Origin of the sequence: Streptomyces sp. HUAS 15-9 (assembly GCF_025642155.1) — a bacterium.
Classification (GTDB): domain Bacteria; phylum Actinomycetota; class Actinomycetes; order Streptomycetales; family Streptomycetaceae; genus Streptomyces.
The window spans coordinates 1894109-1916473 of the sequence record NZ_CP106798.1; the positions used below are offsets into that span (position 1 = coordinate 1894109).

Annotated in this window: 20 protein-coding genes; 12 read left to right on the forward strand and 8 right to left on the reverse strand. The window is 71.1% G+C overall.

All coding sequences use genetic code 11. The annotated features are described in order from the left end of the window. The first annotated feature begins 15 nt into the window (after positions 1–15). The 5 genes from N8I87_RS08645 (at position 16) to N8I87_RS08665 (ending at position 7379) form a co-directional block, all read left to right on the forward strand. Positions 16–525, forward strand: a complete 510-nt coding sequence (locus N8I87_RS08645) for a hypothetical protein (RefSeq protein WP_411577207.1) — start codon at positions 16–18, stop codon at positions 523–525. A 390-nt stretch (positions 526–915) separates the two neighbouring features. Then, positions 916–1737: a glycosyltransferase family 2 protein gene (locus N8I87_RS08650; RefSeq protein WP_263207041.1), complete on the forward strand. Its 822-nt coding sequence runs from the start codon at positions 916–918 to the stop codon at positions 1735–1737. Positions 1738–1757: 20 nt separating this feature from the next. Then, positions 1758–2729 (forward strand): glycosyltransferase family 2 protein, encoded by a 972-nt coding sequence (locus N8I87_RS08655; protein WP_411577368.1) that lies wholly within the window; start codon positions 1758–1760, stop codon positions 2727–2729. Further along, entirely contained in the window at positions 2726–3526 is an 801-nt protein-coding gene (locus N8I87_RS08660) for a polysaccharide deacetylase family protein (RefSeq protein WP_263207045.1), read from the forward strand. Before N8I87_RS08655 ends, N8I87_RS08660 begins: the two co-directional genes overlap by 4 nt. Beyond that, complete coding sequence (locus N8I87_RS08665; RefSeq protein WP_263207047.1) at positions 3519–7379, forward strand: lipopolysaccharide biosynthesis protein; 3861 nt, start codon at positions 3519–3521, stop codon at positions 7377–7379. The genes N8I87_RS08660 and N8I87_RS08665 overlap by 8 nt, the downstream gene beginning before the upstream one ends. 21 nt (positions 7380–7400) lie before the next feature. Here the strand turns inward: N8I87_RS08665 and N8I87_RS08670 are convergent, their stop codons facing one another. After that, positions 7401–8825, reverse strand: a complete 1425-nt coding sequence (locus N8I87_RS08670; RefSeq protein ID WP_263207048.1) for a GH39 family glycosyl hydrolase — start codon at positions 8823–8825, stop codon at positions 7401–7403. A gap of 110 nt (positions 8826–8935) precedes the next feature. Between N8I87_RS08670 and N8I87_RS08675 the strand changes: the two genes are divergently transcribed. Together N8I87_RS08675 and N8I87_RS08680 are read left to right on the forward strand one after the other, a co-directional pair. Then, positions 8936–10030 carry a DUF5925 domain-containing protein gene (locus N8I87_RS08675; RefSeq protein ID WP_263207050.1) on the forward strand — a complete coding sequence of 365 codons (1095 nt, stop codon included), beginning with the start codon at positions 8936–8938 and terminating at the stop codon, positions 10028–10030. Between the two features lie 37 nt (positions 10031–10067). Next, a complete protein-coding gene (locus N8I87_RS08680) occupies positions 10068–10838 on the forward strand; it encodes a DUF72 domain-containing protein (protein ID WP_263207052.1) in 771 nt (256 codons plus the stop codon). Between the two features lie 236 nt (positions 10839–11074). Here N8I87_RS08680 and N8I87_RS08685 read toward each other — a convergent pair whose 3' ends face one another. Further along, positions 11075–11446 (reverse strand): GntR family transcriptional regulator, encoded by a 372-nt coding sequence (locus N8I87_RS08685; protein ID WP_263207054.1) that lies wholly within the window; start codon positions 11444–11446, stop codon positions 11075–11077. A gap of 72 nt (positions 11447–11518) precedes the next feature. On the opposite strand from N8I87_RS08685, the gene N8I87_RS08690 reads away from it, so the two are divergent. Together N8I87_RS08690 and N8I87_RS08695 are read left to right on the forward strand one after the other, a co-directional pair. After that, positions 11519–12448: a GNAT family N-acetyltransferase gene (locus N8I87_RS08690; protein WP_263207055.1), complete on the forward strand. Its 930-nt coding sequence runs from the start codon at positions 11519–11521 to the stop codon at positions 12446–12448. Further along, positions 12429–12929 (forward strand): ribonuclease FAU-1 family protein, encoded by a 501-nt coding sequence (locus N8I87_RS08695; RefSeq protein WP_263207057.1) that lies wholly within the window; start codon positions 12429–12431, stop codon positions 12927–12929. The genes N8I87_RS08690 and N8I87_RS08695 overlap by 20 nt, the downstream gene beginning before the upstream one ends. Positions 12930–12943: 14 nt before the next feature. On the opposite strand, the gene N8I87_RS08700 is transcribed toward N8I87_RS08695, so the two are convergent. After that, positions 12944–13567, reverse strand: coding sequence for a class I SAM-dependent methyltransferase (locus N8I87_RS08700; RefSeq protein ID WP_263207059.1), 624 nt, complete (start codon positions 13565–13567; stop codon positions 12944–12946). A gap of 138 nt (positions 13568–13705) precedes the next feature. Here N8I87_RS08700 and N8I87_RS08705 point away from each other — a divergent pair, with 138 nt between their 5' ends. Next, positions 13706–13843, forward strand: a complete 138-nt coding sequence (locus N8I87_RS08705) for a hypothetical protein (protein ID WP_263207061.1) — start codon at positions 13706–13708, stop codon at positions 13841–13843. A 13-nt stretch (positions 13844–13856) separates the two neighbouring features. Here N8I87_RS08705 and N8I87_RS08710 read toward each other — a convergent pair whose 3' ends face one another. After that, positions 13857–14306, reverse strand: a complete 450-nt coding sequence (locus tag N8I87_RS08710) for a GNAT family N-acetyltransferase (RefSeq protein ID WP_263207063.1) — start codon at positions 14304–14306, stop codon at positions 13857–13859. 189 nt (positions 14307–14495) lie between these two features. On the opposite strand from N8I87_RS08710, the gene N8I87_RS08715 reads away from it, so the two are divergent. Continuing rightward, positions 14496–15500, forward strand: a complete 1005-nt coding sequence (locus N8I87_RS08715) for a lytic polysaccharide monooxygenase auxiliary activity family 9 protein (RefSeq protein ID WP_263207064.1) — start codon at positions 14496–14498, stop codon at positions 15498–15500. A gap of 60 nt (positions 15501–15560) precedes the next feature. On the opposite strand, the gene N8I87_RS08720 is transcribed toward N8I87_RS08715, so the two are convergent. Together N8I87_RS08720 and N8I87_RS08725 are read right to left on the reverse strand one after the other, a co-directional pair. Further along, the gene (locus tag N8I87_RS08720) at positions 15561–16421 is read right to left on the reverse strand and encodes an esterase/lipase family protein (RefSeq protein ID WP_263207065.1); all 861 of its coding nucleotides are present in this window, start codon (positions 16419–16421) and stop codon (positions 15561–15563) included. Between the two features lie 173 nt (positions 16422–16594). Further along, positions 16595–17041, reverse strand: coding sequence for a MarR family winged helix-turn-helix transcriptional regulator (locus tag N8I87_RS08725; protein ID WP_263207066.1), 447 nt, complete (start codon positions 17039–17041; stop codon positions 16595–16597). An 86-nt stretch (positions 17042–17127) separates the two neighbouring features. Between N8I87_RS08725 and N8I87_RS08730 the strand changes: the two genes are divergently transcribed. Then, positions 17128–17502: a cupin domain-containing protein gene (locus tag N8I87_RS08730; protein ID WP_263216358.1), complete on the forward strand. Its 375-nt coding sequence runs from the start codon at positions 17128–17130 to the stop codon at positions 17500–17502. Positions 17503–17518: 16 nt separating this feature from the next. Here the strand turns inward: N8I87_RS08730 and N8I87_RS08735 are convergent, their stop codons facing one another. Together N8I87_RS08735 and N8I87_RS08740 are read right to left on the reverse strand one after the other, a co-directional pair. Continuing rightward, positions 17519–18529, reverse strand: a complete 1011-nt coding sequence (locus N8I87_RS08735; RefSeq protein ID WP_263207067.1) for a DNA polymerase Y family protein — start codon at positions 18527–18529, stop codon at positions 17519–17521. Beyond that, entirely contained in the window at positions 18526–21972 is a 3447-nt protein-coding gene (locus tag N8I87_RS08740; RefSeq protein WP_263207068.1) for a DNA polymerase III subunit alpha, read from the reverse strand. The genes N8I87_RS08735 and N8I87_RS08740 overlap by 4 nt, the downstream gene beginning before the upstream one ends. Positions 21973–22365: the final 393 nt, after the last annotated feature.

A 22365-nucleotide genomic window follows, 5' to 3' on the forward strand; every position in this document is an offset into this window, starting at 1 on the left:
TGAAGGGCAACGCCCTTGACGGGCGCCGTGGGGCTGCGCGACATTGAAGTCCGGCATCCGGCGCGTCGGGGGGCAAAGTCGCCAATGCAGACCATCCGTATCAAGACATCTTCAACGGACGGCACCGAGCGGACCCGGACAGGACCGGGGAGGGACCTGTCACCGCTGCTCGCCGGGACCGCGACAGCCGTCGGAGCGACCGGCGCACTGCTCGCGCTCGCCGACGTGGGCTCGCCGCTGCGCGGGCCGTTCACACTGTTCTTCCTGCTCGCGGCGCCGGCGGCCGCCATCGCGGCGGCACTGCGCGGGCTGGATCCATTCGGCCGGACGCTCGCGTCATTGGCGGGGGCCGTGGTCGTGAACATGCTGGTGGCACAGGGCATGCTGGCCGTGCACCGGTGGTCGGTCCGCGGGGGTGTCGTCGTCGTGACCGCGCTCAGCGTTCTTCTGCTGCTGGGGGTGGTGGTGCTGCGGCCGGCGGATCGAATTCTCAAGCGGATCAAAGAGGTCCGTTCGAGGCGTTGAACAGCGACCACCAAGGTTGTGCAACGGCCAAACCAACAAAAACGTGAGACCTCGTTCCAGGTCTTGCCATACAGGTTGAATCGTCAATACCGTCGTACATCTCACCCGCATCGGTCCGTCACTACGCGGCTCCAGGGGAGGGCTCAGGACCGCGACGTTCCGGCGCGGGGCGCGGTAGGGGGGTGCCGTGCTCGGTGACCGCATTGGTGACCGAGTCGTGCCGCGCGACCGGCTGCTGTTTTTCCCCGGCGGCCCGGCCAGCTTTGCCAGCTCACCCGCGTGCACGGAGATCCGTTCGCCGTGCCGCCTGTGAGAACCCCCCTTTCGAACCGGATACAGAGCCGGGCCGCCCAGGGGCGGGCGGTCCACCGGACGAGAGGGACAAGACTCATGAGTTCTGTTGTGCGCCCGCCCACTTCGGGCCAGGATCCGTTACTGACGGGCACATACCGGCCGATCTCCTCTCACCTGGCCATTGCGCCACCGGTGAGCGTGGTGATCCCCGCCATGAATGAGGCGGAGAATCTGCCGTACGTCTTCAAGACGCTTCCGGACTGGATACACGAAGTCGTTCTCGTGGACGGCAATTCCACGGACGACACCGTCGAAGTGGCCCGTGAACTGTGGCCGAAGGTCAAGGTCGTCGACCAGCAGGGCAAGGGCAAGGGGGATGCCCTGATCACCGGGTTCGAGGCCTGCACCGGCGACATCATCGTGATGGTCGACGCGGACGGCTCGGCCGACGGCAACGAGATCGTCTCGTATGTCTCCGCCCTGGTCTCGGGCGCCGACTTCGCCAAGGGCTCGCGGTTCGCCAACGGCGGCGGCACGGACGACATGACCTTCATCCGCAAGCTCGGCAACTGGGCGCTGTGCACCATCGTCAACCGCAAGTTCGGCGCCCGCTACACCGATCTCTGCTACGGATACAACGCGTTCTGGCGGCACTGCCTCGACAAGATCGACCTCGACTGCACGGGCTTCGAGGTGGAGACCCTGATGAACATCCGGGTGGTCAAGGCCGGGCTGAAAGTGCAGGAGATTCCCAGCCACGAGTATCTCCGCATCCACGGCACGAGCAATCTGCGGGCCGTGCGGGACGGGTTCCGGGTGCTCAAGGTCATCCTGAGAGAGCGCTCCAACCGGCGTGCGCTGCGCCGCCGCGAGCACCAGTCTCCGATGCTGGACACAGGCCGGGGAGAGCTGTCTTGAGCGATCCCGACATCCCCGATATGTCTGTCGTGATCTGCGTGTACACCGAGGACCGCTGGGAGGACATCCTCGCGGCGGTCTCCTCGGTGCGCGCGCAGTCCAGGCCCGCCCTGGAGACGCTGCTGGTCGTCGACCACAACCGGGCGCTCCTGGAGCGGCTCACCAAGGAGTACAAGGAGGCCGGCGAGGTACGGGTGCTCGCCAACGCGGGTCCCCGTGGCCTGTCCGCGGGCCGCAACACCGGAATCGCCGCCTCGTACGGCGAGGTGATCGCGTTTCTCGACGACGACGCCGTGGCCGAGCGGGACTGGCTGCGCCGCTTCGCCGAGGGGTACGCCGACCCGCGGGTGATGGCGGTCGGCGGCCGCACGATGCCGGTCTGGGCGTCGGGGCGCCGCCCCGCCTGGTTCCCGGAGGAGTTCGACTGGGTGGTGGGCTGCACCTACAAGGGGCTGCCGCCGGGCCGGGTCCGGGTCCGCAACGTCCTGGGCGGAAACGCTTCTTTCCGTCGTACGGCGTTCGACGCGGCGGGCGGCTTCGCCACCGGTATCGGCCGCGACGGCGACAAACGGCCGCTGGGCTGCGAGGAGACGGAGCTGTGCATCCGCCTCACCCGCGCCCGGCCGGACGCGATCCTGCTGATCGACGACCGGGCGGTGATCCACCACCGGGTGCCACAAGCACGCGAGCACTTCCGGTACTTCCGCACCCGCGCCTACGCCGAGGGACTGTCGAAGGCCCTGGTGGCCCGGAGCGTGGGCGCGGACAAGGGGCTCGAGTCGGAACGCCGGTACACCACGCGTGTGCTGCCCGCCGGGGTCGCTCGTGGCCTGCGGGACGCACTGCTGGCCCGGCCGGGGGGCGCGGGCCGGGCGGGGGCGATCGTGGCCGGCGTGCTCACCGCGGCGGGCGGGTACGTGGTGGGGAGCGTACGGGCGCGCACAGCCGACACCACGTTCTCCGTCGTGGAGATCGAAGGGGGGACCGGATGAGCGACACCCGCGTGCCGATTCTCATGTACCACTCGGTCGCGACCGCGCCGAACGACGCCACCCGCGCCCTGTCGGTCACCCCGGAGGCGTTCGCGGAGCAGATGGCCCTGATCGGCGACCTGGACCTCACCCCCATCGGCACGGCCGAGTTGGCGGCGAGCTGGCGCTCGGGCGGCCCGCTGCCCGAGCGCCCGGTGCTGATCACCTTCGACGACGGCTACGAGGGCGTGCACCGGCACGCCCTACCCGTCCTCGCCAAGCACGGCTTCACGGCGACGCTGTTCGTCTCGACCGGCTGGATCAGGGGCGCGTACGACACCGGGGGCGGCCTGGACACCATGCTCGACTGGCACCAGGTGTGCGAGCTCGCGGGCACCGGGGTCGAGATCGGCGGGCACAGCCATACGCACCCGCAGCTCGACCAGCTCGACGACGACACCCTGTGCTCGGAACTGATCCGCTGCAAGGAGATCGTCGCCGACGAACTCGGCACCGTGCCGGCGTCGTTCGCCTACCCCTACGGCTACTCCAGCCGCCGGGTGCGCCAGGCAGTGCGGGAGGCCGGGTTCGCGCAGGCGCTCGCCGTCGGCAACGGGCTGGCCCGCCGCGCCCAGGGGCCGTACGCCCTGCAGCGGGTCACCGTGCGCCGCAGCACCGCCGCCGAGGAGTTCGAGCGGCTGGTCGAAGGCCGTTCGATCGGCCGCAACTTCGCCAGGGACCATGCCCTCACCAAGGGGTACGCCGTCCTCCGCAGAGCACGTCAGGTCCGCCGGAAGGCCATCCGTTCCCGTGTCTGACACGACGACCACAACCGAGGCCGCATCGCCCGGGACACAGGCGCCCGAGCAGTCGGGGCGCCGTCTCCGGCTGCCCGGAAGGGGCCTGTCACCCGGCGGTAGCCCACTGTTCCGGAACGCCTACGCCCTGATGCTCAACACCGGCATCTCCGCCGTCCTCGGGCTCGGCTTCTGGCTGGCCGCGGCCCGCTACTACTCCGAGTCGGCGGTCGGCCAGGGTTCCGCCGCGATCGCCGCGATGAAGCTCCTCGCGGGCCTGACCGCGGTGACCCTGACCGGCGCCCTGGCCCGCTTCATACCGGTCGCCGGACGCGGTACCGGACGGCTGATCTTCCGTACGTACGCGGGCAGTTCGCTGATCGTGGCGCTGGGCGCGGGCGTCTTCCTGATGACTCTGGACGTGTGGGGTCCGTCGTACCGCTTTCTGCACGGGCCGCTCAACGGGCTCGGCTTCGTCGTGGCCGTCGTCGCCTGGAACCTGCTCACCCTCCAGGACGGCGTGCTGACCGGACTGCGCAGCGCGCCCTGGGTACCGGTCGGCAACACCGTGTTCTCGGCCGTCAAACTGGGCCTGCTGGTCGCGTTCGCGGTGGCGATCCCCACGACCGGTGTCTTCGTCTCCTGGGTCGCCGCGATCGCCACCTCGGCGGTGCCGCTCGGCTGGCTGGTGTTCCGGCGTCTGGTGCCCCGGCACGTCAAGGCGACCGCCGAGCACACGAGTCCACCCGCGCTGAGGGAGATCGGCAGATTCCTCGCCGGGGACTACACCGGCTCGCTGTTCTCCCTCGCCGTGGTCTACCTCGTCCCGGTGATCATCGCCTCGCAGGTCAGCTCCGAGGACAACGCGTACTTCTACATCACCACCACGATCGGCGGCACGATCAATCTGCTCGCCATCAACATGGGCGCGTCCCTGACCGTCGAGGGCTCGCACGAGCCCGCCCGGCTGGCCGCCAACACCCGGGCTGCGCTGCGGCGGATGGCCCGGATCATGCTGCCGATCTGCGGGCTGCTGTTCGTCGGGGCGCCGTGGATCCTCGGCGTGTTCGGCACGGGCTACGCGGACGCGGCGACCCCGCTGCTGCGCTGGTTCGCGGTCGGCGCGCTGCTGCGGGTGGTCATGGAGACGTACTTCGCCGTGCTGCGCGCCCAGAGCCGTACCGCAGGACTCGCCTGGCTGCAGGGGCTGCTGTGCGTCCTGGTCCTCGGTCTGACCCTGCTGCTGCTCCCCCGCATGGGGCTGACCGGCGCGGGCGTGGCCGAGATCTCCAGCCTGGCGGTGATCGTGGCGATCGCCGCGCCCCGGCTGTGGAAGACGCTCCGGGCGGCGCCCGCCGAGATCCCCGAGGACGCGGCACCGGACGGCGACCTCGCCGACCTGGGCGCGCCCGAGGTCCCGGCCGCCGCCCAGCCGCGCAGGCGGGGTCCGGCCTGGGCGCTGGACTCCGACACCCTCGCGCTGGGCATCCACGTCGACTTCGACCATCTGGAGCGCCGGCCCGACGTGCGCCCCGGTCCGGGCACCCCGCCCACGGGCACGCCCGTGCCGCATCCCGACGACCGGCCGACGTGGGCGCTGCGGCTGAGGCCGACCGACGCCGTGGGACTCCCTGTGGAGATGGGGGTCCCCCCGCTCGAGCGAATCCGAGAGTGGGGGAGGGAGCCGGGCTCGGAGGCCTCGCTGGGTCCGGCCGAGGCCTCGCTGCTGAAGGAGGCCGAGGTCGACGCGCCGTTCGAGGAGGGCGTCGTAGCGGAGGCTCCCGACGCACCGGAGCACATCGCGACTCCACCGGACGAGGGCCCGCCCAAGACAGCGACTGGGTCGCTGCGCGACCGGCTGACGCCCACCCGCTCCGGCATCGTTCTCGGCTGTCTGCTGCTCGCCGCGCTCCTGCTGTACTGGGTTCCTGCACTGCGGCTCGGCGAGTCCGACCTGGACGCGATGGGCGGGCTCGGGCTGATCTCCGTACTGCCGCTGCCCACGCTGGTCGGGGCGGCGCTGCTGATCGCGGTGTTCGCCTCACTGCTCTGGCTGCGCCGCGAGCACCGGGCGCTGCTGCTGGTCACCCTCCTTGCGACGGTGGTGTCACTGCACGCCCTGCCTGCCGTCATCGAGACGGAACCGCGGTTCGCGACGGCCTGGCAGCACCTCGGGTTCATCGACTACATCGACCGCACCGGGTCCGCCGTACCGGACCTGGACGCGCGCTGGAGCTGGCCGGGCTTCTTCGCGGTGGCCGCGTTCGTCGCCAAGGCGTGCGGGATCACGGACTTCACGGAGATCATCCGCTGGTGGCCGACCGCCATCCAACTCGCGTATCTGGCACCGATGTTCCTACTCGTACGCCATATGCGGGCGAGCTGGCGGGCCAGGTGGACCGGCATCTGGATCTTCGTGCTCAGCGGCTGGGTCGGCCAGGACTACTTCTCCCCGCAGGGCTTCACCTATCTGCTCTACCTCGTCTTCGTGGCGATCCTCCTCGTCTGGTTCCGCGCCCCGCGCGTGATCTGGACGAAGTTCCGACCGGGTGAGGCCGAGGTCGAGCCGGCGGACCGGCGACAGCGGGCCGTGCTGCTCATGGTGCTGATCGGTCTGTACGCGGCGAGCGTCCCGGCGCACCAGCTCACCCCGTTCGTGATGCTGGGCGTGCTGGCGGTGCTGGTCCTGATCGGCAGGTCGGAGCTGCGCGGTCTGCCGATCCTGTTCGGGGTGCTGGCCGCGGTGTGGCTCGGCTTCATGGCGGAGCCGTACTGGTCCGGTCACTTCAACGACCTGTTCGGCGGGGTCGGCGGGGTCGGCAGCAATGTGTCGACCTCGGTCTCCGGCCGTATCCAGGGCGGCAGTTCGACACACAAGCTGGTCCTGTACACCCGGGTGCTGCTGGCCGGCGGGGTGATGGCGTTCGCCTGCTGGGGCTGGTGGCGGCGGCGCGACCACAAGTACCGCGAGCGGTCGCTGCTGGTGCTCACCTTCGTCCCGTTCCTGGGCTTCGGCATGCAGTCGTACGGCGGCGAGATGGCGCTGCGCGTCTTCATGTTCGCGCTGCCGGGCGCGGCCCTGCTCGGTGCGCTGGCCCTGTTCCCGCGCACCGGGGTCACCGCGAAGGAGCGTGACAAGGACCGGATCAGTCTGGCTCCGCTGGCCGCGCTCATGGCGGGGCTGCTGCTCATGGGCGGCTTCCTGGTGGCCCGCTGGGGCAACGAGCCGTTCGAGCGGATCCGGCCGGGCGAGGTCGCGGCCATGGACTATGTGTACGCCCATGACAAGCCGACCGTGCGGCTGCTGTGGCTGAGCAACGACACGGTCGACAACGTGACGCCGGCGATGCCGTGGGGCGCGCGGGACATGGAGCGGGTCAACTATGTACCGACGCTGGCCCCGACCGACCCGGTCCTGGTGTCGGGCCTGGTCAAGGCACTCAAGGACGCGGGCCCGAACTCGTATCTGATGCTCAACAGGAGCCAGATCACCTACCTCCAGATGGACGTGGGCTACTCGGCGACCTGGGAGACCCGGCTGATCCAGAACCTGGACAACCGGCAGGAGCTGACGAAGGTCCTCGCCAACGACGACGTCACGATGTACGTGATGCGCAAGCGGCCCGCGGGCACGGTGCCGCGGCCGGAGCCCGGTCCCATCGGGCCGCAGGTGACCTGGACGCCGTGGTCGGTGGTCGGCGGGCTCGCGGCGGTCGCGCTGCTCCTGCTGCTCACCGCGCGCGAGGTGGTCCGGGTCGCGGTGCGGCCCGGGGTGCGTCAACTGCGCTGGCTACAGAGCAGTTTCTGGTTCTCGCTGCCCCTGCTGACAGTCCTGCTGGCCTCGCTGGTGCAGCGGTTCCTGACCATGAAGTGAGGGTTGTAGTGGCTCGCCGGGCTAGCGGGCGAGCCACTTCACCTCGTACGCCTGCATGTCGAACCGTTTCCCGTCGACCTGGGCGCTGATCGTCCGGTCGAGCGTGTTCACCACGAGGACGGCCTTGTCACTGGCCAGCACGCGCACATTGGGCACGTCGTCCTTGGCGACGGACACGGTCTCGTACCGGGTACCGGGCCCGAACGCCTTGCCGAACCTCGACACCAGGTCGTACATGGGCAGTTGCTTGCCCCCGTCCGCGCCGTCGGTCGGCGTCCACAGGCAGCCGGCGCAGTCGGTGCCCTTCTTCTCCTCCGGGTTCCAGTAGAAGCCGGAGTCGGCGCCGCCCTTGACCATGGCGATCATCGCCGTGGCCTGGACGGCGACGCGGTGGGGCTCGGACCAGCCCTTGCGGTCGTCGTTGCCGTCGGCGGGCTCGACGTAGTACTCGGCCCACCACAGGGGCAGGTCGTGGGTCTGCCTGCGCACCCACTCGCTCACCGCCGTGAGTTTGTCGGTGGCGGCGAACTCGTCGGGCAGCATGTCGTCGTCGTTGGTGTAGCTGGAGCCGTCGACGACCACGAAGTCCGCACCGGCCTTGTGCGTGTTCCAGTAGTCGAAGGCGTCGAGGACCCGCTGGTCCATGGCTCCCCAGGCGCCCCGGAAGGTCGTGGACGCGTCCTGTGTCCGGCGTGGGTCGACGCTGTCCATGACCAGGTACGGCCCGCCGACCATGATGTCCTTGTTCACCTTCTTCAGCGCCTTGTACACGAGGTTGTACATCGTGGTGTAGCCCTCGTGGTCCCAGCGCCCCTTGCCGTTGTTCCAGAAGCCCTTGAACTCGTTCCAGACGATGAAGTGGCGTACGTCCGGATAGCGCCGGGCGACGGTCGCGGCGAGGTCGGCGAAGTCCTGGTAGTGGTCGGGGGTCGGCGCCGTCTCCAGGGCGCTCTGGCTCCAGTCGGTGTTGTCGACGCCGGCCTTGCCGCCCTTCATCCAGTCCGGGGAGCAGCACAGCGTGATGACCGGGGTGGCGCCGGACGCGCGCATGAAGTCGATACGGCGGTCCAGCGCGCCGAAGTCGTAGCGCCCCTTCACCGGCTCGGGGTTGTCCGCGCCCCAGCCCATGATGTGCTGGTTCTGCGGCAGCCCGCCGTTCTTGGCCAGCAGGTCCTCGACGCGCCGGGTGGCGGAGTCGCTGCCCTCGTCGGCGCTGTACTGGGTGTGGGTGAAGCCCCAGCCGACATACGGGTCGGTCACGTGGGGCGGGGTGGCCGGTGTGCCGTGCACCTTGTCGCCGTCGCGGGTGGTGCCCGCGGTGCTCGCGCCTTTGCCGGGGAGCGTGTTGATCAGGGTCACCACGAGGGCCAGCGCGACCATCCCCACACCGAGCAGGGCGGTGAGCCGCCACCGCCGATTCCCCGGATTCCACCCATGACGTCCCATCAAGGACAACAGTAATGGCGAATTTCGTGTACGGGGGAGGTGTTGGGGACACCGGGAACAAGCGGCGGAAATGCAGTGCGCGGAGCGCGTCGGTGCCGGATCATGGCGGCATGTCTGCGAACCCACACGACGCTCTGCCGATCCGGCTCAACGTCGACGACTCCGACTCTCCGTCCGACGTCGTCGACGCGCTGTTCCTCGGCCGCTTCGCGACGGGCGAGCAACCCTACTCGCACGCGGTCAACATCGACCGGGTGCGCTCCGGCGCGAGTCTGCTGCCGCAGGACGCCCGGGTGCTGCGTGTGGCCCGTGACGACGACCGCAGCGCGACGCTGGCCGAGGGGGACGGCTGGACGCTGCTCGTCTCCCGGTGGAACCGGGGCGCGGACGTCACGGTGACCGCGACCAGCGCCGAGCTGGCGAAGAAGGTCGTCGACCAGGCCACGGACGGCGCTGCGGACGAGCCCGAGCCGCAGCCGGAGAACGTGACCATGGGCTTTTGGTACGTGTCCCCGAGGCGCGGCCCGCACCGCACGACCCGCCAGATCTCCGCGGGCACCTGGGACGAGGTCAGGGCCAACTACACCGCGCCGGTGGCGGAGGCCATGGACCGCCTGATGAAGACGACCCCGGAGGACATCGCGGGCCGCCTTCTGCTGCTGCACGGCCCGCCGGGCACCGGCAAGACCTCGGCCCTGCGCACGCTGGCCCGCTCCTGGCGGGACTGGTGCCAGGTGGACTGTGTGCTGGACCCCGAGCGGCTGTTCTCCGACGTCGGCTATCTGATGGACATCGCGATCGGCGAGGAGGACGCGGCGGGCAAGGGGCGCTGGCGGCTGCTTCTGCTGGAGGACTGCGACGAACTGATCCGCGGCGAGGCCAAGCACACGGCGGGACAGGCGCTGTCGCGGCTGCTGAACCTGACCGACGGCCTGCTGGGCCAGGGCCGCAATGTGCTGGTCGGGGTGACCACCAACGAGGACCTGGAGCGCCTGCACCCGGCCGTGGTCCGGCCCGGCCGCTGTCTGGCCCGGATCGAGGTGGGCCCGCTGACCCGGCGGGAGTCGGTGGCCTGGCTGGGCCGGGAGGACGGCGTGGGCCGGGAGGGCGCGACGCTCGCGGAGCTGTACGCACTGCGCAGGGGCACGTCGCCGACGTCGGTGCCGGGAGCGCGGGACGGGGCGGACGCGGGGCTGTATCTGTAAGGAGGCCCCCGCTGCCGGCCGGTGCTTTGATGGACGTATGACCCTGTACGTCGGCACGTCCGGGTGGCAGTACAAGGACTGGCGGGGCGTCCTGTATCCCGCCGATGTGCCGGTGCGGCTGTGGCTGGAGGAGTACGCGCGGCGCTTCGCCACGGTGGAGATCAACAACGCGTTCTACCGGCTGCCGACGCGGGAGAACTTCGAGGTCTGGCGGGACCGGCTGCCGGACGACTTCGTGGTGGCGGTGAAGGCGAGCCGGTACCTCACGCACATCAAGCGGCTGAAGGACCCGGCGGAACCGGTGGACCGTCTGATGTCGCACGCGGCCGGCCTGGGCGCCCGACTCGGCCCGGTCCTCCTCCAGCTGCCCCCGACCCTGCGCGTCGACCCCGGCCTGCTGGACGCCTGCCTCGCCTGCTTCCCGTCCGGCACACGGGTCGCGGTGGAGCCCCGCCACGACTCATGGTGGACGGCCGACATCCGCAAGGTCCTCGAATCCCGGGCCGCCGCACTGTGCTGGGCCGATGTGCAGGCTCACCCGGTGGCCCCGCTGTGGCGCACCACGGACTGGGGCTACGTCCGCTTCCACGAGGGCCGCGCCCGGCCCTGGCCGCGCTACGGCCGCCGCTCCCTGGAGACCTGGATCGACCGCATCGCGACGACCTGGTCCGACGACCACGACGTCTACACGTACTTCAACAACGACCCCGGCGGGGCGGCGGTGGAGGACGCACAGGCCTTCGGCAAGCTGGCGACAGCAGCAGACCTGACGGTGACCCGCACACCGGAACTGAGCTCACACCGCTGAACGCCGGCCGCTGTGCCGACGTCGGCGTGCGCGAGGCCGCTCGAGGAAGCCTCGCTGACGGACCAGGTAGCCGCGGTGACTGCGGCCGGGCGAGGCCGGCCGGCTGGAGCCGAAGTGCTCGAGGCGGCTCTGAAGCCTGCGGCGTCGGGCCGAAGCGGCGGAAAGTGGCCGCTGCTCAATCTCCGCCGCAACGACGCTCAGCCACAATGACGCATCCCGGCGGTGCCGGACTCGCCTCACCCCTCCCCATAAGCCGCCCGCAGGGCGTCCCGCACCGCGGCCAGAGCCGCCTCCTCGTCCAACCCGAGCCGCCGGACACGCTCGACGTAAGCCTGCGCGGCCGACGCCGCCTCACGCACCGCGGCCGAGCCGGCGGCAGCCACGAACGTGCCGTTGCGTCCCCGGGTCTCGATCACCCCGTCCGTCTCCAGTGCCCGGTACGCCTTGGCCACCGTGTTCACCGCGAGCCCCAGCGACTCGGCCAGCCCCCGCACGGTCGGCAGCCGGTATCCCACCGGCAGCGCCCCCGATCGCGCCTGCTCGGAAATCTGCGCCCGCACCTGCTCGTACGGCGGCGCGCTGTCGTCGATGTGGATCTTCAAGGTCACGGGGCCGATTGTCCCGCACCCCCCGGAAAATGAGAGGCATCCCGACACGGCTCCCGCATACCGTGCGGCCCCATGACAGTGATCGTGCGCGACCTGCGTCCCGAAGTCACGTCCGACGCGGAGGGCTTCGCCCACGTCCGGCACCTCGCCCTCCCCTTCTTCCTCGTCACTGCCGGCTCCATCGCCTACGACATCACCCACGCCCACCCCGAGGCCCGCTTCCGCCCGCTCGTCGCGGAGGAGGACGGCGAGATCATCGGCACGGCCCAGGTCGGGATCGCCTACGACAGCCCCCAGCCCGGCCAGGGCTACCTGAACGTGTACACCGACCCGGAGCGGACGCGCCGCGGCGCCGGGGCTCTCCTGGTGCGGGTGGCCGAGGAGCACCTTGCCGCGCACGGGGCGACGAAGCTCTTCACCTGGGTCCTGGACGAACCCGCCAACCATTCCTTCGCCGAGCGGCGCGGCTACCGCGCGAGCCGTTCCGCGCACTTCCTGCGCCTCGACCTGGCACACGGCGCCCTGCCGCCGCGCCAGGACCTCCCGCCGGGCGTCGAACTGCGTACGGGCTCCGACTTCGCGGACGACCCGCGCCCGCTGTTCGCCCTGGACGCGGAGACGCTGGCCGACGAACCGAGCGACATCGGCCACGAGTTCACCGACTACGAGGCCTGGCTCCAGGAGACCTGGCACCACCCGCTGTTCAGCCCCGAGCTGACGTCGGTCGCCGTCGTCGACGGCCGACCCGTCGCGTTCAGCGCTGCCCGCACGGACGGCGGCACCCGGTACGGCACCGTCATGACCGGCACGGCCCGCGCCTTCCGCGGCCGGGGCCTGGCCAAGCTCGCCAAGAACGACTCCCTGCACCGCGCCCGCGCCGCGGGATTCACGCAGGCGTTCACCGGCAACGACTCGGGCAACGGCCCGATGCTCGCGATCAACAAGTGGTTCGGGTACGAGATCTGCGCGACGGAGGTGCACTATGCCCGCGAACTCGGATGACGACGGCCGCCAGGTCGACGTCATCCTGGTGAAGGGCGGCCGTACGAAGATCCGTTACCCCGCCGAACTGCTCCAGGACGACGGCACCAGGATCGTCGTACGCGCCGACTTCGCCGGTGGCACCGTCCGGGACTTCGGGTTCGTACGCTTCGAGCCCGGTGACGTCTTCACCGAGTACTACTGGCGGGACCGCTGGTACGCGGTGATGGAGGTCCGTGACCCCGCGGGCACCCTCAAGGGCTGGTACTGCGACGTCGCCCGCCCGGCGACGTTCTCCGGCACGGAGCTGGTCGTCGAGGACCTCGACCTGGACCTGTGGCGCTCCGCCGACGGTACGGACGTACGCCGGCTGGACGAGGACGAGTTCGAGGAGAGCGGCCTCAGGGAGTCGGACCCCCAGGCCGCGGCCGCCGCCGAGGCGGCGCTCGACGAGCTGGAGGCGCTGGCCCGCGACGGCGGCTTCGACGCCCTGCTGGGCTGACCCGGCGGGGTGTCTCACACGGTGGCCACCACCGCGTACCGCTCGTCCTCCACGTCCCGTCCCCACAGGAGCGCGTCGTCCGACAGCGGCTCCACGCGCACCTGCCCGGCGAGCGGCTCCAGGAGCGCGGTGAGCCGGTCCGCCGCTATGCCGACCGGGCTGACCGTCCCCCACACGCCCTCGACCAGCACGAGCCGGCCCCCCGCCCGCAGCAGCCCCCGCCAGTGCCGCAGGACGCGGGCGGGGTCGGGCAGCGTCCACAGCACGTGCCGTACCAGCACGACGTCGTAGCGCTGCTGCCCCACCGGGGGTGCCGCCGCGTCACCGACCAGGAACACCGCGTCGCGCCCGGCGAGCTTGGCGCGGGCCCGCTCCACCATGGGCACGGACAGGTCGACGCCGGTCACGCGGTGTCCCCGCTCGGCGGCGAGGAGCGACAGGCTGCCCGTGCCGCAGCCGAGGTCGAGGACGTCGGCGGGGCGGCCGGGGAGCCAGGCGGTGAGCCTTTCCGCCCAGGCCGCGCGCACTTCGGGGTCGCGCAGGCCGTGGTCCGGCTCGTCGTCGAAGCCGGCCGCCTCGGCGTCCCAGTCGACCACGTCCGCACCCGGCGCGGCCGTTCGGTCACTCTCGTTCGTCATTCCCCCAGAGTGACACCCGCCACTGACAGTCGAATCGTGACAGCGGCCACTGACAGACCGGGACCGATGAGGAACTCTCACCGAAAGCGTCTACCTCCGTGAGACCGCGGAACTCGGTAGGCGTTCAAGGAGGCAGCCATGCGCCGCACAACCGTGCAGAAGCCCCTGAAGAAGACCGCCAACAGCCGCCGGCGCCGCGACGAGGCCGACGAGCACCCCGCGAGACGCCCCGAAGTGCGCAAGGACATCGCACGCACCTGGTGGCCCGACGGCTGACGCCGAAGGCGCGTCACTCCAGTCGCTTGCGGTAGTGGAAGCGGTCGTACGGGCCGTCCAGGCGGCGCTCCACCACCTCGTATCCGAACTTCGGATAGATCTTCTGGTTCTCCCACATCATCACGTTGGTGCAGAGCCTGACCTCGGGCAGGCCGAGCGCACGCGCGCGTGCGTCCACAAACTCCAGCAGCCGCCGTCCCACTCCCCTGCCGTGCGCATCGGGGTGGACGGCGATGCTGTCGAGGAACAGATGGTCCTCGTGCGCCTCGACCACGACGAGGCCGATCACGGGCTCGCCCGTCACGAACACCCGCCCCGATGCCACGTCCGCCGCGTGGTCCGCCCTCATGGGCCCGGGAACCACCCCGATGCGCTCGATGTAGTGGTGGTACGCCGCGTCGGTCACCGACTTCACGGCGGCCACATCGGCGGCCGTGGCCGGCCGGATCTCGTCGTTCTCCATGCCGCGCACGCTACCTACCTCAGCGCAGCCTGAGCACTCCCTTAACGGCACCATAAGGATCTCCATCACCCGCTTCCAGCAGGCGATTTCGCGGTTTCTTGCGGCTAGTTTCGGATCGCCCCCACGGGATCCCCCCACAGGACCCCCATCTGGATCCCCCCACGCCGAGGACCGTCCGAGGAGTTCCCCATGCCCGCACGCCGCAAGGCCGCCGCCGTCGCCGCCCTCGGCCTGGCCCCGCTCGCACTGACCGCCCTCGCCGCCGCGCCCGCCTCGGCGCACGGTTCGATGGGCGACCCGGTCAGCCGGGTGTCGCAGTGCTACGCGGAGGGTCCGGAGAACCCGAAGTCGGCGGCCTGCAAGGCGGCGGTCGCGGCCGGCGGCACCCAGGCCCTCTACGACTGGAACGGCATCCGGATCGGCGACGCGAACGGGCGTCACCAGCAGCTGATCCCGGACGGCAAGCTGTGCAGCGCGAACAACGACGAGTTCAAGGGACTCGACCTGGCCCGCGCCGACTGGCCGGCGACGAGCGTGCGCAGTGGTTCGTACACCTTCAAGTACCGCGTGACCGCCCCGCACAAGGGCACCTTCAAGGTCTATGTCACCAAGCCCGGCTACGACCCGTCGAAGCCGCTCGGCTGGGGCGATCTGGATCTGACGCATCCGGTGGCGACGGCCACGAACCCGGTCGCCTCGGGCGGCTTCTACACGTTCTCCGGCACCCTTCCCGAGCGCTCCGGCCGACAGCTCCTCTATGCGGTCTGGCAGCGGTCGGACAGCCCGGAGGCGTTCTACTCCTGCTCGGACGTGGCCTTCGGCGGCGGAAAAAGCGACGGGAAGGGCGGTGGGAGCAACGGTGGCGGTACCGCCGGCGGCACCGCCCCGGCGCCGAGCGCCTCCGCGCCCTCGGACGAGCAGATCGAGGCCGGTGCCGACAAGTCGACGATCGAGCACCACGGTCACGGGGACGACGACGCCAGTACGTCGGCGCGGCCCACGACACGCGCCGGGGCCGGCCCGGCCAACGCACCCGAGGCCGCCGGTACTTCCAGGGAACTCGCCGAGACCGGCGCCGACGGCAGCACGCCGTACCTGGCGATCGGAGGCGCGGCCGCCCTGGCGATCGGGTCGGCCACCGCGTTCGCCTCGGTCCGGCGGCGTGCGATCAGCGGTGGCCGTGGCAGCCGCTGACCGCTGAACAAGGCTCCGGGGCCTGACCGGCGGCTCAGGCCGGACAGGCCCCGGCGGACGTCAGCTGAACACCGACGCGCAGGTGGTGGCGGTGGCGTGCGCGGGGTCGAGCGCGTTGGCCACTTCGTGGAAGGCGATGCGGTCGAAGAGTCCGATCGCCACGTGTTCGGAGAGGTCGAGCGGGCACAGGTCCTGGAGCAGGACGTTGTTGACGTCCGAGCCGCTCAGGTACTGGCTGCGCCACGGCGTGGCCACCTCGTCGTACTTGGTGGCGATGACCGTGTAGTGCACTCCGGGGACGGTGTCGCCGCCCGCGTTGAGCTTGGTGAGGAAGTCGGATCCGACGATCTGGTCGGCGAGGCCGGGGGTGGTGGCCTTGATCAGGTCTTCGGCGCCCGGGAAGTACGGCAGCAGATTGGTGAGGCCGTTCAGGTTCGTCCCGTGGTTGTCGGGGGCGAGGCCGACGAGGGCGTTCACCTTGGCGGCTCCGCCGAGGAACTTCAGGTAGTAGCGGGGCATCATGCCGCCCTGCGAGTGGCCGACGAGGTCGGCCTTGGCGGCTCCGGTGGCGGAGAGCACCTTGTCGACGTAGTCGGACAGTTGCTGTGCCGACTTGTCGATGGGGCCGAGGCCGTAGAAGAGCGGGACGCCGGACAGTTGTCCGTAGTCGACGGAGAAGACGCAGTACCCGCGGTCCTTCAGGTACGGTGCGAGGGACAGCCAGTTGTCGATGGAGTTGCCCAGGGTGCCGTGGACCAGCACGACGGGGCGGGGGTGACTCGCGGACGGCTTGCAGGAGTAGTCGTTCCAACCGCTGGTCGGGGCGGTGGAGGCCTGGGCGGTGGCGGCGGGGACGGCGGCGACGGTGGCGGCCAGGAGCAGTGCGACGAGGGGTCTGGCGACTCTCTTCCAGGGCAGCATCGGGTGATCTCCTTGCGGCTCAAGGGAGTTGCGACGGCATTACGCCCTGTGATCCGGATCACGAAGGATGCTGTTCACTCGTCAAGTTACGGGCGAGTAGTGCAAGTGTGAAGTTACGCGTCAGTAAAAACTTCCAGTGATAACCAGCGACGTACCGACCCACCGGTAGGCCGTCACCAAGCAGGCCTGACAGGACCGTAGGGCGCGATACGTGCCAACCGGTCCCGCAACACGCGCACTTCACCTTCGCCCAGGAGTTCGACCCACACCCCCACGGCGTCGGCGGCCGCCTCCTCCGCCGCCCGGGTGCAGGCCCATCCACGCTCCGTGAGCACGATCAGCCGGGCCCGCGCGTCCTCGGGATGCGGGCGCCGCTCGGCGTACCCCTTGCGCACGATCTCGTCGACGAGCTGACTGGCCGCCTGCTTGGTCACCCCGAGATGCGCGGCGAGGTCGGTCACCGTGGCCCCGTCCGGGGCGAGCCGTGCGAAGGCGAAGCCGTGCGCGGGCCGCACCCCCTCGAAGCCGCGGGCGACGACCCCGTCGTTGATGCGTTGCGTGAGTTCACCGGCGACGGCGAGCACGGCGGCGGACAGGGCCATGGCTTCGGAGTTCTGCACGGAGGCATTGAAACACCCTTGACGGATTGGTCAAGCAGCTTGACCATGTAGTCAAGGAGCTTGACCAAATGACCGGAGGTCGCACCATGCCCGTCGTCCGCTCGTCCGAAGCCACGACCCACGAGATCCACGGCGCCCGCTTCGTCTCGTACGCCACTCCCCTCACCGGCAGCAAGGAGCTGTGCGCCTGGCGGGGCGAGATCCCGGCCGGGACCGAGGCAGTCCCCCACACCGTCACCCGTGAGGAGATATTCCATCTGCTGGTCGGCGACCTTGTGATCACCCTCGACGGCCACAGTGAGCAGATCGGCGCCGGCGACACGGTGATCGTCAACCCGGGCACGACCTTCGCCGTCGAGAACCCGACCGATCACACCGCGATCACCTGGGTCACCACCTCCATCGGCCTGGAGGCGGAGCTGGCCGACGGCACCCTCATCACGCCGCCCTGGGCCAACTGACGCCCATTCGAAGGGGTCATGCCGCCAGCGTCCCCGGCATCACCGCCCGCGGTCCGAACTTCGCTCGCGCGCGGTCCGCGACCTCCTCGATACGGCGGACCCTGTCGTCCACGGGATCGAAGGTGAGCTGATGGGATGCCTGTGCGGCGGGGGCGAGGCCCTCCGCACGCAGAGCGAGCGCGCGGACCCGGGCGCGCTGGAGGCCGAGCGCCTCGTACATGCCGTACGCGGTTTTCGTCAGCGCGGCGGAATGCGCGGTCGGCTCCGCGAGGGTGCGGCTGCGGGTCGTCGAGATGGGGGTCCCCCCGCTCGAGCCTGTTCGAGAGTGGGGGAGGTCGGCATAGCGCACGGTGAGGGTCAGGGTGCGGCAGACCTTCTCCAGGGCACGCAGCCGGGTGCCCAGTTCCTCGGCGGCCGAGAGCAGGGCGCGGCGGTGCCGGTCGGGGTCCAGTTCGTCGAGGGGAAAGGGGCGTTCGGCGGCCAGGGACCGCGAGACGGCGTTCGGCACGACCCGGCCGCGGTCGATGCCGTTCGCCTTCTCGTGCAGTTCACGGCCCGCCTTCGCGCCGATCAGGCGCTGGAGCGTGGACAGCGGCGCGGCGGCGACCCGGCCCAGGGTGTCGAGGCCGTACTCGCACAGGGTGCGGGCGGTGGCCGTGCCGACGCCAGGCAGTGCGGACACGGGGCGGTCCGCGAGGAACTCCGTGACGGCGTCGGGGCCCTCGGGGACCGCGCAGGTCACCCCGGGCCGCGCGTCGCGCAGTGCCATACGGGCCAGCATCGGGCCCGGCGCGGCGCCGATCACACAGTCGACGCCGTACAGCGCGAGCGCACGGACGCGGATCACCGCCGCCAGCTCGACGGCGCTGCGGCCGAAGTAACGCTCGGCGCCGCGCAGATCGGCCAGTGCCCCGTCCGGTGGCAGCGCCTCGACGACCGGGGTGAACTCCTCGAGGAGCCCGAGCAGCCCCGGCAGGGCGGCCTCGTACATCGGCGGCAGCTGGAAACGTACGCAGAGGATGGTCATCCCGCACTCCCCGGACTCTGGTGCCACAACTTCCGTATCTGTGAAGGCTCTTGACCCGCTGGGCGGAGATCGGCCCAGGGGTGCAGCTCGTATCCGGTGGGCAGCTGGATGCGGCGGCCGTGCGTCGGGTCGCCGCCCGCCGTGTCCGGCACCGGTTCCGCGAGGCGGGCCGCCACCTCGTCGAGCCCGCCCTCGGCGCGCAGTTCGACGAGTTCGGCGAGGTTCCAGGCGGCGGCGCCCACCACGCTGACGCTGCGCGGGCCGCGCCGCTGCACCACCCCGCGCACCAGCAGCAGCCAGGAGTGGAAGACGGTGTGCGCGCAGGCGTCGTGGGAGTCGTCGAAGAAGGCGAGGTCGACCAGTCCGGTGCCGTCGTCCAGCGTGGTGAAGATAACCCGCTTGCCGGACCGGATCGGTGGGGTCTGGGTGGCCGCCTTGGCACCCGCGACCAGCACCGTCTCACCATGTCCGGCCTCACGCAGCCGGCGTGCCGACACCACGCCCAGCTCCGTCAGGAACTCGCGGTGGTCATCCATCAGATTGCGTGAGGCGTCCATGGACAGCACACCGAGTTCGGCGCTGAGCTTCTCCGCGGAGGACAGGTCGGGCAGTCCGGCCGGGGCCGTCTTCCGTCCGCCGGCCAGCGGGAGCTGGCCGCCGCCGGCGCCTCGGGCACCCCGGTGCAGCTCGGTCAGGTGCAGTTGCAGATCGCGGCGGTTGGCACCGAAGGCGTCCAGCGCGCCGACCTGGGCGAGCCGCCCGGCCAGTGGCCTGCTCGGGCGCGCCCGTTCCCAGAAGTCCAGCAGGGAGGCGTACGGCTGTCCGTCCGCGATCCGCGCGGCCTCGGCCTCGCTGATGCCGTACACGTCGGAGAGGGCGAGCCGGAGGCCCCACACGGCGGGCGATTCAGCTGATTCAGACACCAGTTCGATACGATGGGCGACCGCGGACCGGTTCACGTCCAGCGGCAGGATCGGCACGCCGCGCCGGCGCGCGTCCGCCAGCAGCAGCCGCTTCGGGTACATCCCGGGGTCGTGCGTGAGCAGCCCCGCGTAGAAGGCGGCCGGGTGATGCGCCTTCAGCCAGGCCGACTGGTACGTCGGTACGGCGAAGGCGACCGCGTGCGCCTTGCAGAAGCCGTACGAGCCGAAGGCCTCGATGATCTCCCAGGTCCGCTGAATCGTTTCCGCGTCGTATCCGTGCGCCGCCGCGTGCTGCGCGAACCAGAACCGGATCCGCCCCTGCGACTCCGGGTCGGACAGCCCGCGCCGCACCCGGTCCGCCTCACCGCGCCCGCAGCCGGTCATGATGTCGACGATGTCGATGATCTGCTCGTGGAAGACCACGACCCCGTAGGTGTCCCGCAGCGGCTCCGCCAGGTCCGGGTGCGGGAAGCGGACCGGCGCCCGCCCGTGCCGCGCCTCGATGAACGGCCGCACCATGTCGGCGGCGACCGGACCGGGCCGGAAGAGGGAGATGTCGACGACCAGGTCGTGGAAGGTGGCCGGCTGCAGGCGCCCCACCAGGTCCCGCTGGCCGGGCGACTCGATCTGGAAGCAGCCCAGCGTCTCGGTGGACCGGATGAGCGCGTACGTCGCCGGGTCGCCCGGCGCCACCGCGTCCAGGTCGATCCGCTCCCCGGTCGCCCGCTCCACCTCGGCGACCGCATGCGCCATCGCCGACTGCATCCGCACCCCGAGCACATCGAGCTTGAGCAGCCCGAGGTCCTCCACGTCCTCCTTGTCGAACTGCGACATGGGGAACCCCTCGCCGCTGGTCGGCACGACCGGCGTACGGGAGAGGAGGGAGGCGTCGGAGAGCAGCACCCCGCACGGGTGCATGGCGATGCCGCGCGGGAGGGCGTCGAGGGACTCGACCAGTTCCCAGAGCCGCCCGTACCGCTCCCCCTCCCCCGCCAACTGCCTGAGTTCGGGCAGTTCCTCCAGCGCCGCGCGGGCGTCGCGGGCGCGGATGTGCGGGAAGGACTTGGCGATGCGGTCGATCTCGGCCGGGTCCATGGACAGGGCGGCGCCCACGTCACGGATCGCGTGGCGGACCCGGTACGTCTCCGGCATGGAGACGGTCGCGACCCGCTCGGTGCCGAAGCGGTCGATGATCGCGCGGTAGACCTCCAGCCGGCGTGCCGACTCCACGTCGATGTCGATGTCGGGCAGCACGACCCGTTCCTTCGACAGGAAGCGTTCCATCAGCAGCCCGTGCTCGACCGGATCGGCGTGTGCGATGCCGAGGAGGTGGTTGACGAGGGAGCCCGCGCCGGAGCCGCGCGCGGCGACCCGGATGCCCATCTCCCGTACGTCGTCCACCACCTGGGCGACGGTGAGGAAGTAGGAGGCGAAGCCGTGGTGGGCGATGATGTCCAGCTCCCGGTGCATCCGCTCCCAGTAGGCACGGTGTCCGGCGTAGCCATGCAGCACCATCCCCGCCGCCGCCCGTGAGGCCAGCGCCCGCTGGGCGGTGCGGCGGCCGGCGCCGACGAGGTGCGGCTCGGGGAAGTGGACGGTGCCGATGCCGAGGTCGTCCTCGGGGTCGACCAGGCACTCGGCGGCCGTCGCCCGCGTCTGCTCCAGCAGGCGGTGGGCGGTGTCGCGCCGGTAGCCCGCGGCCTCCACGATCCGTTCGGCCGCCTCGAGCATGGCGCCCGCGTCCTTGAGCCAGGCCTCGCCGGAGTCCAGTTCCTTGGCCGGGTCGATCGGGACGAGCCTGCGGGCGGCGTCCAGGACGTCGGCGACCGGGCCCTGGCCGGGGTCGGCGTACCGGACGGCATTGCTGAGCACCGGCCGGATCCGCTGTTCGGCGGCGAAGCCGACGGTGCGGGCGGCCAGGCGCAGGGAACCGGGGCCGGTGCCCTGGCGGCCGTGCCAGACGGTCTCCAGGCGCAGGGCGTCGCCGTAGATCTCACGCCAGGGGGCCAGCAGCCGGGCCGCGCGGTCCGGGCGCCCGGCGGCGAGGGCACGGCCGACGTCGGAGGCGGGGCCGAGCAGGACGGTCAGGCCGTCGGCGTGGTTGCCGGACCAGGGCAGGAGGGGGGTGCCCTCACCGATGTGGGCACCGGTGACCAGACGGCACAGGTCGGCCCAGCCGCGGGCGCCGTCCCGGGCGAGGAAGGTCACGCGGGGAGTCGACTCGTCGACGAAGGCACCGCCGCGTACGGGAGTACGGCGCCTTTCCCGTCGTACGGACGCGTCCTCCTCGCGCACCCGCGCGGGCTCCTCCACGGCCAGCTCCACCCCGAACAGCGGTCGGACACCGGCCTTCGCGCAGGCCTTGGCGAAGCGGACCGTGCCGGAGAGGGTGTCGCGGTCGGTGAGGGCGAGGGCGTCCATGCCCCGCTCGGAGGCGCGCTCGGCGAGCCGCTCCGGGTGTGAGGCTCCGTATCTCAGGGAGAACCCGGAGACGGTGTGCAGATGCGTGAAGCCCGGCACACGCACCTCCCGCACTTGTGAGCCCCTACCGGCTCTCGAACATCAGTTCCCTACTCCCCCACCCACCATACCCCTAATTCCGAACACCTGTGCGACTTCCACCCCGGTGCGTCCCACCTGCGCAAACGCCGACCGACTGGGGGCGCGGAGACGCCGGGGACCGGGGGCCGGTGAGCTGGGCACGGCGCGGCCAGGGCGCCGCGCGGCCGACGTCGGGGGCGGGGCCGAGCGGGGTGCGTTCGGTGGCGGCGGGGCGCGGGCGACCGGACGGCGGAGACCGACCCGGCCGCGATCGGCGTACGGCAGAAGTCGGCCCAGCCGCGATCACCGTCCCGCCGGCGAGGGCGCTGCACGACACGCGGACCGGGGTTACCTGTACGCCCCCAAAGCCAC